This window comes from Amycolatopsis iheyensis (genome assembly GCF_024703995.1).
Lineage (GTDB): Bacteria > Actinomycetota > Actinomycetes > Mycobacteriales > Pseudonocardiaceae > Amycolatopsis > Amycolatopsis iheyensis.
Genome location: NZ_JAMXQV010000026.1, coordinates 134,553 through 146,690, shown reverse-complemented (window position 1 = coordinate 146,690; position 12,138 = coordinate 134,553). Strand labels below are relative to the sequence as shown.

At 69.8% G+C, this 12,138-nt stretch carries 14 protein-coding genes; 11 read left to right on the top strand and 3 right to left on the bottom strand.

The window, feature by feature from the left end; genetic code table 11:
- Positions 1–11: 11 nt before the first annotated feature.
- On the top strand, positions 12–818 hold the full coding sequence (locus tag M8542_RS38125) for an exodeoxyribonuclease III (protein WP_257925203.1): 807 nt from the start codon (positions 12–14) through the stop codon (positions 816–818).
- On the opposite strand, the gene M8542_RS38120 is transcribed toward M8542_RS38125, so the two are convergent.
- Positions 815–1,288 carry a cupin domain-containing protein gene (locus tag M8542_RS38120; protein WP_257925201.1) on the bottom strand — a complete coding sequence of 158 codons (474 nt, stop codon included), beginning with the start codon at positions 1,286–1,288 and terminating at the stop codon, positions 815–817. The genes M8542_RS38125 and M8542_RS38120 overlap by 4 nt on opposite strands.
- A gap of 82 nt (positions 1,289–1,370) precedes the next feature.
- On the opposite strand from M8542_RS38120, the gene M8542_RS38115 reads away from it, so the two are divergent.
- Positions 1,371–1,871: a MarR family winged helix-turn-helix transcriptional regulator gene (locus tag M8542_RS38115; RefSeq protein WP_257925200.1), complete on the top strand. Its 501-nt coding sequence runs from the start codon at positions 1,371–1,373 to the stop codon at positions 1,869–1,871.
- Positions 1,872–1,928: 57 nt separating this feature from the next.
- Here M8542_RS38115 and M8542_RS38110 read toward each other — a convergent pair whose 3' ends face one another.
- Positions 1,929–2,657 (bottom strand): chitinase, encoded by a 729-nt coding sequence (locus tag M8542_RS38110; protein WP_257925199.1) that lies wholly within the window; start codon positions 2,655–2,657, stop codon positions 1,929–1,931.
- A 467-nt stretch (positions 2,658–3,124) separates the two neighbouring features.
- Between M8542_RS38110 and M8542_RS38105 the strand changes: the two genes are divergently transcribed.
- The 7 genes from M8542_RS38105 (at position 3,125) to M8542_RS38075 (ending at position 8,698) form a co-directional block, all read left to right on the top strand.
- Positions 3,125–3,475, top strand: coding sequence for a hypothetical protein (locus tag M8542_RS38105; RefSeq protein ID WP_257925198.1), 351 nt, complete (start codon positions 3,125–3,127; stop codon positions 3,473–3,475).
- Positions 3,476–3,520: 45 nt separating this feature from the next.
- Positions 3,521–4,552, top strand: a complete 1,032-nt coding sequence (gene trpS / locus M8542_RS38100; RefSeq protein WP_257925197.1) for a tryptophan--tRNA ligase — start codon at positions 3,521–3,523, stop codon at positions 4,550–4,552.
- A gap of 171 nt (positions 4,553–4,723) precedes the next feature.
- Positions 4,724–5,029 (top strand): hypothetical protein, encoded by a 306-nt coding sequence (locus M8542_RS38095; RefSeq protein WP_257925196.1) that lies wholly within the window; start codon positions 4,724–4,726, stop codon positions 5,027–5,029.
- A 45-nt stretch (positions 5,030–5,074) separates the two neighbouring features.
- Positions 5,075–6,091, top strand: coding sequence for an inner membrane protein YhjD (gene yhjD, locus M8542_RS38090; protein ID WP_257925195.1), 1,017 nt, complete (start codon positions 5,075–5,077; stop codon positions 6,089–6,091).
- A 56-nt stretch (positions 6,092–6,147) separates the two neighbouring features.
- Positions 6,148–7,254 (top strand): acyl-CoA dehydrogenase family protein, encoded by a 1,107-nt coding sequence (locus M8542_RS38085; protein ID WP_257925194.1) that lies wholly within the window; start codon positions 6,148–6,150, stop codon positions 7,252–7,254.
- An 8-nt stretch (positions 7,255–7,262) separates the two neighbouring features.
- Positions 7,263–8,264: an NADP-dependent oxidoreductase gene (locus M8542_RS38080; protein WP_257925193.1), complete on the top strand. Its 1,002-nt coding sequence runs from the start codon at positions 7,263–7,265 to the stop codon at positions 8,262–8,264.
- Positions 8,261–8,698, top strand: coding sequence for a winged helix-turn-helix transcriptional regulator (locus tag M8542_RS38075; RefSeq protein WP_257925192.1), 438 nt, complete (start codon positions 8,261–8,263; stop codon positions 8,696–8,698). The genes M8542_RS38080 and M8542_RS38075 overlap by 4 nt, the downstream gene beginning before the upstream one ends.
- On the opposite strand, the gene M8542_RS38070 is transcribed toward M8542_RS38075, so the two are convergent.
- Positions 8,695–9,939, bottom strand: coding sequence for a D-alanyl-D-alanine carboxypeptidase family protein (locus M8542_RS38070; protein ID WP_257925191.1), 1,245 nt, complete (start codon positions 9,937–9,939; stop codon positions 8,695–8,697). The genes M8542_RS38075 and M8542_RS38070 overlap by 4 nt on opposite strands.
- A 42-nt stretch (positions 9,940–9,981) precedes the next feature.
- Here M8542_RS38070 and M8542_RS38065 point away from each other — a divergent pair, with 42 nt between their 5' ends.
- The gene (locus M8542_RS38065; RefSeq protein ID WP_257925190.1) at positions 9,982–10,221 is read left to right on the top strand and encodes an SCO4848 family membrane protein; all 240 of its coding nucleotides are present in this window, start codon (positions 9,982–9,984) and stop codon (positions 10,219–10,221) included.
- Positions 10,222–10,284: 63 nt separating this feature from the next.
- Positions 10,285–11,679, top strand: a complete 1,395-nt coding sequence (locus tag M8542_RS38060; protein WP_257925189.1) for a S8 family peptidase — start codon at positions 10,285–10,287, stop codon at positions 11,677–11,679.
- Positions 11,680–12,138 lie beyond the last annotated feature (459 nt).

The following is a 12,138-nucleotide window of genomic DNA, read 5'->3' as shown; positions in this document are numbered from 1 at the left end:
CGGCCGGTAGCGTGCGGAGCGTGCTGACCGTCTCCACCGTGAACGTCAACGGCCTCCGCGCCGCCGCCAAAAAGGGCTTCGTCGAGTGGCTCGCCGCCACCGAGGCCGACGTCGTCTGCTGCCAAGAGGTGCGGGCCACGGCGGACCAGCTCCCCGCGGACGTCGTCGCCCCCGAAGGCTGGTTCGCGGTGCACGCGCCCAGTGCCGTCAAGGGGCGCAACGGTGTCGCCGTGTACAGCCGCGTCGAACCCCAGGAGACGCGGATCGGCTTCGGGGAGCCGGAATTCGAGGACAGCGGCCGTTACCTCGAAGTCCACCTGCCGAACGTCGTCGTCGCGAGCCTTTACCTACCCAGCGGGGACGTCGGCACCGAACGCCAGGACGAAAAGGAACGCTTCATGGCCGCGTTCCTCCCCTACCTGGTCGAACTGCGGGCGAAGGCCGCCGCGGCCGGGCGCGAGGTCGTCGTCGTGGGGGACTGGAACATCGCCTACGACAACGCCGACCTCAAGAACTGGCGGGGCAACCGCAAGAACTCCGGCTTCCTGCCCGAGGAGCGCGAGTGGCTCGGCCGCGTCTACGCCGAGGCCGGCTACACCGACGTCCAGCGCCGCCTCGACCCTGACGGCCCCGGCCCCTACACGTGGTGGTCCTACCGCGGCCAGGCCTTCGACAACGACTCCGGCTGGCGCATCGACTGCCAGCTCGCGACGCCCGGCCTCGCCGAGAAGGTCAAGAGCGTCGTGGTCGAACGCGCCGCGGCCTACGACCAGCGCTGGTCCGACCACGCGCCGGTCACCGCCACCTACGACATCTAGGCCGCGCGGGCCGAGCGCCAGACCTCGCTGTCCACGAAGTGGTTGTCGAACCGGTCCTGCGTCGCCAGGATCTCCGCCGGTGACGCCTCGCCGCGCCGGATCCGGTCGATCATCCGGAAGTACTCGAAGCGCTCGACGCCGGGCGTGAACACGATCAGCACATCCGCGCCCGAGCGCGAGGTCGCCCCGAACGCGTGATGGTTGTGCGGCGGCACGAACAGCATGTCGCCCGTTCGGACGGTCACGACCTCGGTGCCGTTCAGCACCTCCAGCTCGCCGTCGAGCAGGAAGAACATTTCCGCCGACGACGTGTGGAAGTGCGGTGTCGCGCCGTCGCGCCCGCGGCCGAGCGAAGCGCGGTTCGCGCTCAGGTGCCCGCCGGTGTGGGAGACGTCGGCGAGCAGGGTCATCGTGTCGGGGGTCGAGCCGAGCTGCTCGGCTTCGTCGTGGCGTACCAGCAAGGTTGTCATGCCAGGGATGATTCCACGCCTGATAGTTCGCTGTCAAACTATCAGGCGGCGAATAGTGCTGGCATCGAATAGAGTGGCTTGCGTGAGTGACGAAGACGCCGTCGACGCCGTTGTGTCGGCGTGGCAACGAGAACGCCCCGACCTCGACCTGACCGCCATCGGCGTGGCCGGCCGGATGGGCCGGCTGGCCCTGGTGCTCGGCCCGGCCCAGGAGCGCGTGTTCGGCAAGTTCGGGCTGCAACGCGGGGAGTTCGACGTCCTGGCCGCGCTGCGCCGCTCAGGAACGCCGTACACGCTCATCCCGTCCGAGCTTTCGGCGACGCTGATGATGTCCCGCGCCGGCATGACCAGCCGCCTCGACCGGCTCGAGAAGGCCGGGTTCGTCGAGCGCGCGCTCGACCCGAACGACCGCCGCAGTTTCCGCATCCGCTTGACGGACCAGGGTTTCGAGGCGGTCGACGCCGCGATGACCGAGCACACCGCGAACGTCTCCGAGCTGCTGTCCGGCCTCTCCGGCAAGGAGCTGGGCCTGCTCGACGACGTCCTGCGCAAGCTGCTGGACTACCTCGAACCCCAGGCGTGACAACGAAAAGGGCCTCCCCGGCGATTCGCCGGAGAGGCCCTTCCCGCCGCGCCTGGCTCAGCAGGACAGGTTGTCCCCGGTCGGAACCCCGAGGATCCCGGTGATCTGGGTGTACTTGTCGATCCGGCTCTGGACCTGGGCGGGGTTGCCGCCGTTGCACTCGATCGAGCCGTTGATGCTGCGGATGGTCTCGCCGAAGCCGCGCTGGTTGACCATCGCGTCGTGCGGGGTCATCGTGCCCGGCCCGCTCTGGGTGTTCCAGTACCAGAGCCCGGTCTTCCACGCGACGGCCGCGTTCTGCTCGACCTGGTACGGGTTGTTGAGCAGGTCGATGCCGAGCGCGTCGCCGGCGGCCTTGTAGTTGAAGTTCCAGGACAGCTGGATCGGGCCGCGGCCGTAGTAGGCGGCCTGGCCGGCCGGGCAGCCGTAGGACTGGCTGGCGTCGCAGTAGTGCGGGTAGTTCGCGGTGTTCTGCTCGACGACGTAGACGAGGCCGCCGGTTTCGTGGTTGACGTTGGCCAGGAACGCCGCCGCTTCCTGCTTCTTGACCGTGTCGTCGCCGGTGTTGGCGAAGCCGGGGTAGGCCGACAGCGCGTCGGTGAGACCGCTGTAGGTGTAGAAGCTGTTGCGGCCCGGGAAGATCTGGTTGAACTGGGCTTCGCTGACGACGAAGGAAGCGTCGACGGCGGCGGCCGCGGTGGTGGCCGGGAGCGCGACGGCGCTGGCCACCGCGGCGAGCGCGCTCACCGCCACTCCGGCGCGCTTCAGGAACCGGGTGATCGTCATTCGGAACTCCTCTGGGTCACGCCGGTCGTGCGCGGTCCGACCGAGCCGAATGGGCTACTCCAAGAGGTATAGACCAATCGACAGTAGGTGAAAAGTTTTCCGGATAAGAGGACGCGATCGGACCAGTGGGCGCTGCGGCGAATGGCAGAGGGTGAAGCGATCTTGCGGGAAACGGGTGACGGCCGACCGGACAGCAATCGGCCAAGCTCTACTTTGGGTATGAGCGTTCCGCCTTGCGCAACACTCGTTTGGGTGGTTCGAGTGAACCGTGGGGGTGCCGGGTCCGTGTCCCCGGTTGGGCGCTAGTCTCGGCCCCCGAGTCGGTCAGGACCGACAGGTCTTGACACGCTCGGTAGTTTTTTGACCAGTAGCACGCAGCACCTCACTCGAATGGGTGAGACTTTGGTAAGTCACTGCGCTCGTCACTCGCGGGAGGCACTCCGGTGCGCAACCCAGGTCAAAGCCTGATGCGGTTCACGCTGCGCGCAGCCGCGGTGGTCGCGCTCGTCCCGGCCACCCTGATCGTGGCCGACGGCAGCGCGTTCGCCGACGTCACGACCACGCGGGCCGACACCAGCGCGGAGAGCTTCGGCGTGCTCGGCCCGGTCGGGCTGGTCGCGGTCGCGCTCGGCATCGTCGGCATGACGCTGGGTGTGCTGCGCCAGCGGCGCAAGGCCCGCTCCACCGAAGAGGTCGTCGAGGCCGTCCCGGTCGTCCCGGAGGTCACCGGCCCGGTCACGGCGATGGCGGAGGCCGTGCTCGTCGAGCCGGACGTCGCGCCGACCCGCCCGTTCCTCGCCCCGCGCCCGCACGCCTGAGGGCCCTGACGCCCGCCGCGCGTTCCGGCCTGGAAGAATCCTGACGTGTCCGAAGAGCAGACCGTCGCAGAGCGCCGCCCGCGGGTCCTGTCCGGGATCCAGCCCACCGCCGACTCGTTCCACCTCGGCAACTACCTCGGCGCACTGCGCCAGTGGGTGCGGCTGCAGGACACCCATGAGCCGTTCTACTGCGTGGTCGACCTGCACGCGATCACCGTCGAGCAGGACCCGAAGGTGCTGCGGCAGCGCACCCGCGTCTCGGCTGCCCAGCTGCTCGCGATCGGCATCGACCCGCGGCGCAGCGCGTTGTTCGTGCAGAGCCACGTCCCGGAGCACGCCCAGCTGAGCTGGGTCATGGAGTGCCAGACCGGGTTCGGCGAGGCCGGCCGGATGACGCAGTTCAAGGACAAGTCCGCGAAGCAGGGCTCCGACCGCTCGAGCGTCGGCCTGTTCACGTACCCGATCCTGCAGGCGGCGGACATCCTGCTCTACCAGGCCGACGCGGTCCCGGTCGGCGAGGACCAGCGCCAGCACCTGGAGCTGACGCGCGACCTCGCGCAGCGCTTCAACAACCGGCTGGGCAAGACGTTCGTGGTGCCGGAGCCCTACATCATCAAGGACACGGCGAAGATCTACGACCTGCAGGACCCGACGAGCAAGATGAGCAAGTCGGCGTCCACCGCGAACGGCCTGGTCGAGCTGCTGGAAGACCCGAAGCGCTCGGCGAAGAAGATCCGCTCGGCGGTCACCGACACCGGCCGCGAGGTCAAGTTCGACACCGAGCACAAGGCGGGCGTCTCGAACCTGCTGACCATTTATTCGGCGCTGACGGACCGCACGATCGCCGACCTCGAAGCGGCGTACGAGGGCAAGGGCTACGGCGACCTGAAGAAGGACCTCGGCGAGGTGTTCGTCGAGTGGGTGTCGCCGATCCAGGAGCGCGTCAAGTCCTATTTGGACGATGTGGCCGAGCTGGACAAGGTCCTCGCCGCGGGCGCCGAACGCGCGCGCGAGGTGGCGTCGAAGACGCTGGCCAAGACCTACCAGCGGATCGGGTTCCTGCCGCCGGTCCGGTGAGACTGCTCCTGCTGAACGGCGGGCCTTCGGCCTTGTCGCTTCGAACGAGCGGCCGGCCCCATCCCCCGCCCTCTCCTTGGGGGGCGTCCCCAGTCCAGTCTATCGGGGGCGGCCGACAGTTCCGGCGTTTCGGGCCTCGGCGGGACGGGTTGTCCACAACGGGCGAGCCGTGTGGACAACGCGAGCACGGGCGTGGTGGTGCCGCGGCTACTCGCTCGGCCGGGTTTCGCGGAGCGGCTCGAAGCGCTGGCCGGCGAGTGCGGCGCGAGCTTCCACGAGTTCGTGCTCCTGCCCGGCCTCGACGTGGTCCGCCGCCGCTTCGCCGCCCGAGGGTCGTCGGAGGTCGAGACGGTGGTGCCGCTCGGTGCCGCCGACCTGGCCGAGGCCTATGCGAACGTGGCCGCGTACGCGACGCCACGAGCCACCGTCCTGAGCGCTGAAAACGCCTACGAGGATCTCCTGACCTCCCTCACCTGAGCCGCTCGCGTTGCGGGAGTCACGGGGCGTGGTTAGCGTTTTACAGTGGCGACTGAAGAAGCAGAGAAGGAAAAGCTCCTGCCGCGGCTGCGGCGGAAGTACCCGTGGCTCGATCACCTGATCCGGGCGAACGAGGCCTTCACCGAGCGGTACGGCAACCACTACGCCGCCGCCATCACCTACTTCAGCGTGCTGTCGGTGTTTCCGCTGTTCATGGTGGGCTTCGCCGTGTTCGGCCTGGTCGTCAACCACGACCAGGCGATCATCCAGAACATCACCAAGAGCATCAACGACTCCGTGCCCGAGGGCCTGCGCGATCTCGTCATGAGCATCGTCAACGGCGCGGTCGAGTCGGGGGGCGGGATCGGGATCTTCGGTCTCCTCCTCGCCCTGTACTCCGGGATCGGCTGGATGTCGAACCTGCGGGACGCGCTCACCGCCCAGTGGGGCCAGGAGAAGCAGCCGCAGCCGATCGTCAAGCAGACGCTCAAGGACCTCGTCGCGCTGGTCGGGCTCGGTGTCGCCCTGGCCGTCTCCTTCGCGCTGACCGCTCTCGGCGGCTTCGTGGGGCACAGCCTGCTCAAGCTCGTCGGGCTCGAGGGGGCCGGCTGGGCGAACTTCCTGCTCCGCGTCGCGACGATCGTCCTCGGCCTGCTCGCCAACACCCTCGTCTTCCTCTGGGTGATCGCGCGGCTGCCGCGTGAACGGGTCGCGCTGCGCAGTGCCGTGAAGGGCGCCGTGGTCGCGTCCGTCGGGTTCGTCGTCCTGCAGCAGGTCGCCACCGTCTACCTGGCGAGCGTCACGAAGTCGCCGGCGGCCGCGATCTTCGGGCCGGTCATCGGGTTGCTCGTGTTCGCGAACCTCGTCTCGCGCTTCCTGCTGCTCATCACGGCGTGGACGGCGACGGCCAAGGAGAACGAGCGCAAGGTCGTCGTGCCCCCGCCGCCGGTGCGGCTCGAGCAGAGCGTCACCGTGCAGCGCGGGCCGGGCCTGGGCGCGGTCGCGGGGGCGTTCAGCGCCGGCGCGCTGCTCGCGTGGCTCGGGGGCCGCCGCAAGTCTTGACAGCGAGCGGTGCGGTAAAGAAACTGAACCGGTAAGAAATCTGAACCGGAGGTTTCATGCTGGACGCCGCCCGCGAGTGTGCCGCGCTCGCCAAGAAGCTCGCGCCCGCCACCGAGCGGCAGCGTGCCCTGCCGGCCGAGCTCGTCGCGAAGCTCACCGACGCCCAGCTCCTGCGCAGCGGCGTCCCCGGCCACCTCGGCGGCCCGGAAGCGCCGCCCGCGCTCAGCCTCGAAACCGCCGAAACGGTCGCGCGCGGCGACGCGTCCGCCGGCTGGTGCGTCTCGATCGCCGTGACGAGCAGCCTGCTGTCCGCCTACGCCCCGCGTAAGTGCGCCGAAGAGGTCTTCGGCGACCCTCGAACCGTTGCCGCGGGCGTCTGGGCGCCGCGGGGTGTCGGCAAAGCGGTCGACGGCGGGTACGTCGTCTCCGGCCGGTGGGCGTTCTGCAGCGGCATCCCGCACTGCGACTGGCTTTTCGCGGGTTTCGTGCACGAGAAGGAGCTGTACGTCGCCGCGTTGCCCAAGGCCGGAATCCAGGTGCTCGACACCTGGCACACCAACGGCCTGCGCGGCACGGGCAGCCACGACTGCGTGGCCGACGAGCTGTTCGTCCCCGAGCACCGCGTCTTCTCAGTGCTGGGTGGACCGCCGCCGGAAGCCGTGGCACTGCACCGGTTCCCGCTCTTCGGCTACTTCGCGCTGTCGGTCGCCGCAGCCGCGCTCGGCAACGCGCGTGGCGCGATCGACGACCTCGTCGAGCTGGCCTCGACGCGCAAGCCGCTCGGCTCCAGCCGCTCCCTGGCCGAACGTTCGCAGACGCAGGCCGCCGTCGCCGAGGCCGAAGCCGCCCTGCGTGCGGCGCGGCTGCTCTTCTACACCAGCATCGACGACGCCTGGCAGGCCGCGCAGCGCCCGGAACCGGTGCCGGACGCGCTCAAGCTCGGCCTCCGCCTGGCCGCCACGCACACCACGCGCACCGCCGCGAAGGTCGCCGAAAGCATGTACGACCTCGGCGGCGGCGCGGCGATCTACGAGACTTCGCCGCTGCAGCGCCGGTTCCGCGACGCGCACACCGCGACCGCCCACTTCCAGGTCAACCCGGCCAGCTTCGAGCTGTCCGGCAAGCTGCTGCTGGGCGTGCCCGCCCGCACCGAACAGCTCTGAGGAGCGCCATGCCCGTCAACGCCCAGTACCGCCTCGCCGCCCGGCCGTCCGGGCTGCCGAAGGACAGCGACTGGCACTACACCGAGGAAGCCGCACCGACTCCCGGAGAAGGTGAGTTCCTCGTCGAGGTCCGGTACCTCTCGCTCGACCCCGCGATGCGCACCTGGATGAACGCGGGCCGGTCGTACGTGCCGCCGGTGGAGCTCGGCGAAGTCATGCGGGCGGCCGGGATCGGCCGGATCCTCGAGTCGCGGCACCCCGCGTTCAAGGCGGGTCAGGACGTCTTCGGGACCTTCGGCGTCCAGAACTACGCGGTGTCGGACGGCGCGGGCGTCACGGTCGTCGACACCGCGCTCGCCCCGGCGCCGACGTTCCTCGGCACGCTCGGGATCAGCGGGATCACCGCCTACTTCGGCCTGTTCGACGTCGGCAAGCCGGAACCCGGCCAGACTGTCGTGGTGTCCGCCGCGGCCGGGTCGGTCGGGATCGTCGTGGGTCAGCTCGCGAAGATCCACGGGTGCCGCGTCGTCGGCATCGCGGGCGGGCCGGAGAAGTGCCGGCTGCTCGTCGAGGAGTTCGGCTTCGACGCCGCCGTCGACCACCGCGCCGGCAACCTTCGCGCCGACCTGAAGGCGCACGCGCCCGACGGCATCGACGTCTTCTTCGACAACGTCGGCGGCGAAGTGCTCGAAGCGGCGCTCGCGCGGCTCGCGCGTGGCGCCCGGATCGTGCTCAGCGGCGCGGTTTCGCAGTACACCAGCGCCGAAGGGCCGCGGGGCCCGGCCAACTACATGCAGCTGCTGGTGCGGCGCGCGTCCATGACCGGGTTCGTCTTCTCCGACTACGCCGACCGGTACCCCGAGGCGGTCGACGCGCTGGCCGGGTGGCTGCGCGAAGGCGTGCTGAAGTCGCGCGAAGACGTCGTCGCGGGCGGGATCGCGAAGTTCCCGGAGACGTTGCTGAAGCTGTTCCGCGGCGAGAACACCGGGAAGCTGGTGCTGGCGCTGTGACCGACCTGGGGCACCGGTTCACGCACGACTCGGTCGGCCGCGCCCTCGACCTGGTCGGGGAGCGGTGGAGCCTGCTCATCCTGCGGGAAGCGTTCTTCGGCGTGCGCCGCTACGGCGAGCTCGCGCGGAACCTGGCCATCCCGCGGCCGACCCTGTCCGCGCGGCTGAAGACCCTCGTCGACGCCGGCGTGCTCGAGCGCGTCGAACCGGTGCCCGAGTACGTGCTGACCCAGGCCGGGCGGGACCTCTTCGGCGCCGTCGTCACGCTCATGCAGTGGGGCGACAAGCACCTCGCCGGGCCGGCGGGGCCGCCGATCCTGTTGCGGCACCACGACTGCGGCGAGATCGCGGACACTTTTGTCGCGTGTGGACACTGCGGTGGCGCGATCACCACCGACCGGGTGACCCCGGAGCCCGGGCCCGGGTTCCGCTAGCTCGCGGCCTTCTTGCGCTGGTGCCCGACCACGAACCCGCCGACGATGACGAGGAACACCACCAGCGTGATGATCCAGCCGGTGACGCCGAACGGGTCTTCCTTCGCGGCGGCCGCGGCCGAGGACGTCCCGCTGTTGCCGGTGCCGCCGTCGGCCAGCACGGACGGGTCACCGCTCGCCGGCGTCGTCACCGGCGCCTGGTAGTCGATCTTGCCGACCGGCGCCGCACGGTCGGCTTCCAGCGCGAAGCCGTAGTCGAGCAGCTTCGCCGCCTGGTCGACGACCTTCGTCGGCTTCTGCTCGGCCCGCAGCATGACGACCGCGAGCCGCTTGCCCTTCTGCTGCGCCGCGCCGACGTAGGTGTGGCGGGCGTCGTCGGTGAAGCCGGTCTTGCCGCCGAGGAAGCCGGGGTAGACGCCGAGCAGCTTGTTGTCGTTGTAGACCGGGATGGCCGGTTTGCCGCCGGTCGCCGGGATCTCGAAGTTCTTCGTCGAGACGGTCTTCGCGAACTCCGGCTGCTTCATCGCGTAGTGGAAGATCAGGCTGAGGTCGTAGGCCGAGGTCGACATGCCCGGCCCGTCGAGGCCCGACGGCGTCGCGGCGCGGGTGTCGAGCGCGCCGATCTTCCGGGCGAGCGCGTTCATCTTGGCCACCGCGGCGTCGACGCCGCCGAGCGCAGTGGCGAACGCGTGCGCGACGTCGTTGCCCGAGTGCATCAGCAGGCCGTGCAGCAGCTGGTCGACGGTGTACTGCCCGCCGGCGACGAGGCCGACGCAGGTGCACTCCTGCTCCGCGTCCTCCTTCGTCGCGACGATCACCTGCTGCGGGTCCAGCTGGGTGACGACGACCAGCGCGAGCAGCGTCTTGATCAGCGACGCGGGCCGCTGCCGCGCGTGCGGGTCCTTCGCCGCGATGACCGCGCCGGTGTCGAGGTCTTGCACCACCCAGGACGCCGCGGTGTTGCCGTCCGGCGGGTTGAGCGCGCCGTCCGGGGTGATCAGGCCGCACTCGGCCATCCGCGCGCCACCGACCGGGTCGGCGGGCACGGCGAGCGGCGGCGGGGCCTGCCGGCCCGGGGCGGGCTTCTCCGACGTGTCGACCGGGGCCGGCGGGGCCTGGTGGTTCGCGCACTGGCCCTGCTGCGGGCCCGCGGCCGCGAGGACCGGGGTGCCCAGGGCCAGCAGTGCGGCGGCGAGCGTCGTCGTGAGGACCTTGAGCGACCGGGAAACAGCGGAGTGCACCCACGCAATCTAGCGCCGCGGCCCGGGTCGCATACTCAGGGCATGCGCATTTCGCGAGGCACCTCGCTGTTCTTGCTGGCCTTCGGCGTGTGGTCCTGGATCATCTGGATCACTTTCGCGAAGAACCTGTGGGCGAGCGACCAGTCCTGGACCCCCGACGGCTCGCCGACCGCGTACTTCGTGGTGCACGCGGTGCTGACCGTCGTGTCGTTCGTGCTGGGCACGATCATCGGGGTGCTGGGCTGGCGCGGCGTGCGTTCGACGTCGCGCGTCTCCTCCTGACTTTGGTCGGTGGCGCGGTCCCCGGGGCCGGTTTAGGTTGACGCCACCGACTCTGGAGGTGGAATGTCCCGTTTACGCCGAATGGCGGCCCCGCTCGTGCTGGCCGTCGGGGGCGGCCTGTTCGCCGCGGCACCGGCCGCCGAGGCCGCACCGGTCGCGTGCGACACGACGAGCACGCCGTACACCTACGTGGTGACGTACCAGCCGGGCACGCGCGCCTCGGCCGTCGACAAGGAGCTGGCGGCCAAGTGCGGCACGAAGGTGGCGTACTACAGCGAGATCGGCGTCGCGATCGCGAGCTCGCGCAACGCGGACTTCCAGCAGAAGATCGGCGTCTACCGGGCTTATTCGGGTGGTAAGGACGTGGCTTCCGCTGCTGCTGCCCGGTCCTCCCTGGGGGCGGTCCGGACGCTGGAGGACACGCGGACGTTCGCCGCTTCAGGTGACCTTTCGGCCCAGCAGTGGGACATGAAGGCGATCCACGCGCCCGAGGCGAACAAGAAGTACCAGGGCAGCCGCGCGGTGACGGTCGGAGTCCTGGACTCGGGCATCGACGCGACGCACCCGGCGCTGTCTTCTGCGGTCTCGGCTGCTGCTTCCGCCGGTTGCGTCACAGGTGCTGCTGACACTGCCCCCGCCTCGTGGGCCCCGACGACGTCGGACCACGGAACGCACGTGGCGGGCACGATCGCGGGCAAGGACCCGGCGGCGGGCTTCACGGGCATCGCCCCGGGCGTGCGGTTGGCGTCGGTGAAGGTGGTCAACGACGACGGCTACATCTTCCCGGAGGCGGCGGTCTGCGGCTTCGTCTGGGCGGCGAAGCACGGCTTCCAGGTGACGAACAACAGCTACTACATCGACCCGGGCATGTTCTTCTGCTCCCGCGAGCCGGGCGACGCGGCGGCTTATGAGGCGGTCCGCCGCGCGATCGAGTTCTCGACCCGCCACGGCGTGTTGAACGTGTCGGCGGCGGGCAACTCGGGCTTCGACACGACGACGCAGACGACGGACCCGAACCGCCCCCACCCGGTGGACAAGTCGTGCGGAATCCTGCCGAAGGCAATCGACGGCGTGGTGACGGTGTCGTCGGTGGGCTACGCGGGGACGAAGTCGTCGTTCAGCAACTACGGCGAGATCGACGTGACGGCCCCGGGCGGCGACTTCTCCCAGCTGCCGCCGGACGGCGCCGGTCCTTCTTGCCCACTGTCGACCACGGTGTTCGGCGGCCAGTACGGCTCGAAGTGCGGAACGTCGATGGCGTCGCCACACGCGGCCGGGGTCGCGGCGCTGCTGGCGTCTCGCTTCCGGGGATTGCCCCCGCAGCTGCTGGCGAAGGTCCTGACGGGCGAGGCGGACCCGGTGAAGTGCGCGTCAACGGAGACGGAGTGCACGGGCCCGGCGAAGAACAACTCGTACTACGGCCACGGCCTGGTCAACGCCCTGGACGCGGTGCGGTAACACTAAAAGAGCTGGGTGGTCAGCCCGTCGCCTGAGGCCAGAAAATCACTTTGAGCCGGGCCCGCAACCATCTGCGCAGCGCAGGATGGAAACACAAAGCTTGCGGGCCCGGCTCAAAGTGATAGGCCTCGTTCAGGCGACGGGATGACCACCCAGCGGCCCACCTCTCAAAGGTGAGAGAACAGCGGCAAGAGCGGGTCATCCCGGAGCCTGCCCGTCCGGCGAGGACATTTCTTTGAACCCGCGGCAGAGCGGGTCCGACCTCCCCCGCCCCTCCGGTTGGATTCTCAGTCGACACTCGGGTTCGTCAAGGCGGGAAAGCGTGCCTTGACAAACCCGAGTGTCGACTGAAATGCGGCTGGGATGAGGGGCGGGGGAGGTCTGGTGAGTTCGTACTCGGCTTACGCTGCCGGCCGCCGGTTCCTTGCCCGGTCACGACAAGGGCCCCCGCTCAGCCAA

Excerpts from the sequence above, each read along its gene's own strand:
- M8542_RS38120 (WP_257925201.1), bottom strand. The coding sequence starts at position 1,288 with ATGACAACCTTGCTGGTACGCCACGACGAAGCCGAGCAGCTCGGCTCG.
- M8542_RS38110 (WP_257925199.1), bottom strand. The coding sequence starts at position 2,657 with ATGACGATCACCCGGTTCCTGAAGCGCGCCGGAGTGGCGGTGAGCGCG.
- M8542_RS38105 (WP_257925198.1), top strand. The coding sequence starts at position 3,125 with ATGCGGTTCACGCTGCGCGCAGCCGCGGTGGTCGCGCTCGTCCCGGCC.
- M8542_RS38085 (WP_257925194.1), top strand. The coding sequence starts at position 6,148 with ATGCTGGACGCCGCCCGCGAGTGTGCCGCGCTCGCCAAGAAGCTCGCG.
- M8542_RS38080 (WP_257925193.1), top strand. The coding sequence starts at position 7,263 with ATGCCCGTCAACGCCCAGTACCGCCTCGCCGCCCGGCCGTCCGGGCTG.
- M8542_RS38065 (WP_257925190.1), top strand. The coding sequence starts at position 9,982 with ATGCGCATTTCGCGAGGCACCTCGCTGTTCTTGCTGGCCTTCGGCGTG.
- M8542_RS38060 (WP_257925189.1), top strand. The coding sequence starts at position 10,285 with ATGTCCCGTTTACGCCGAATGGCGGCCCCGCTCGTGCTGGCCGTCGGG.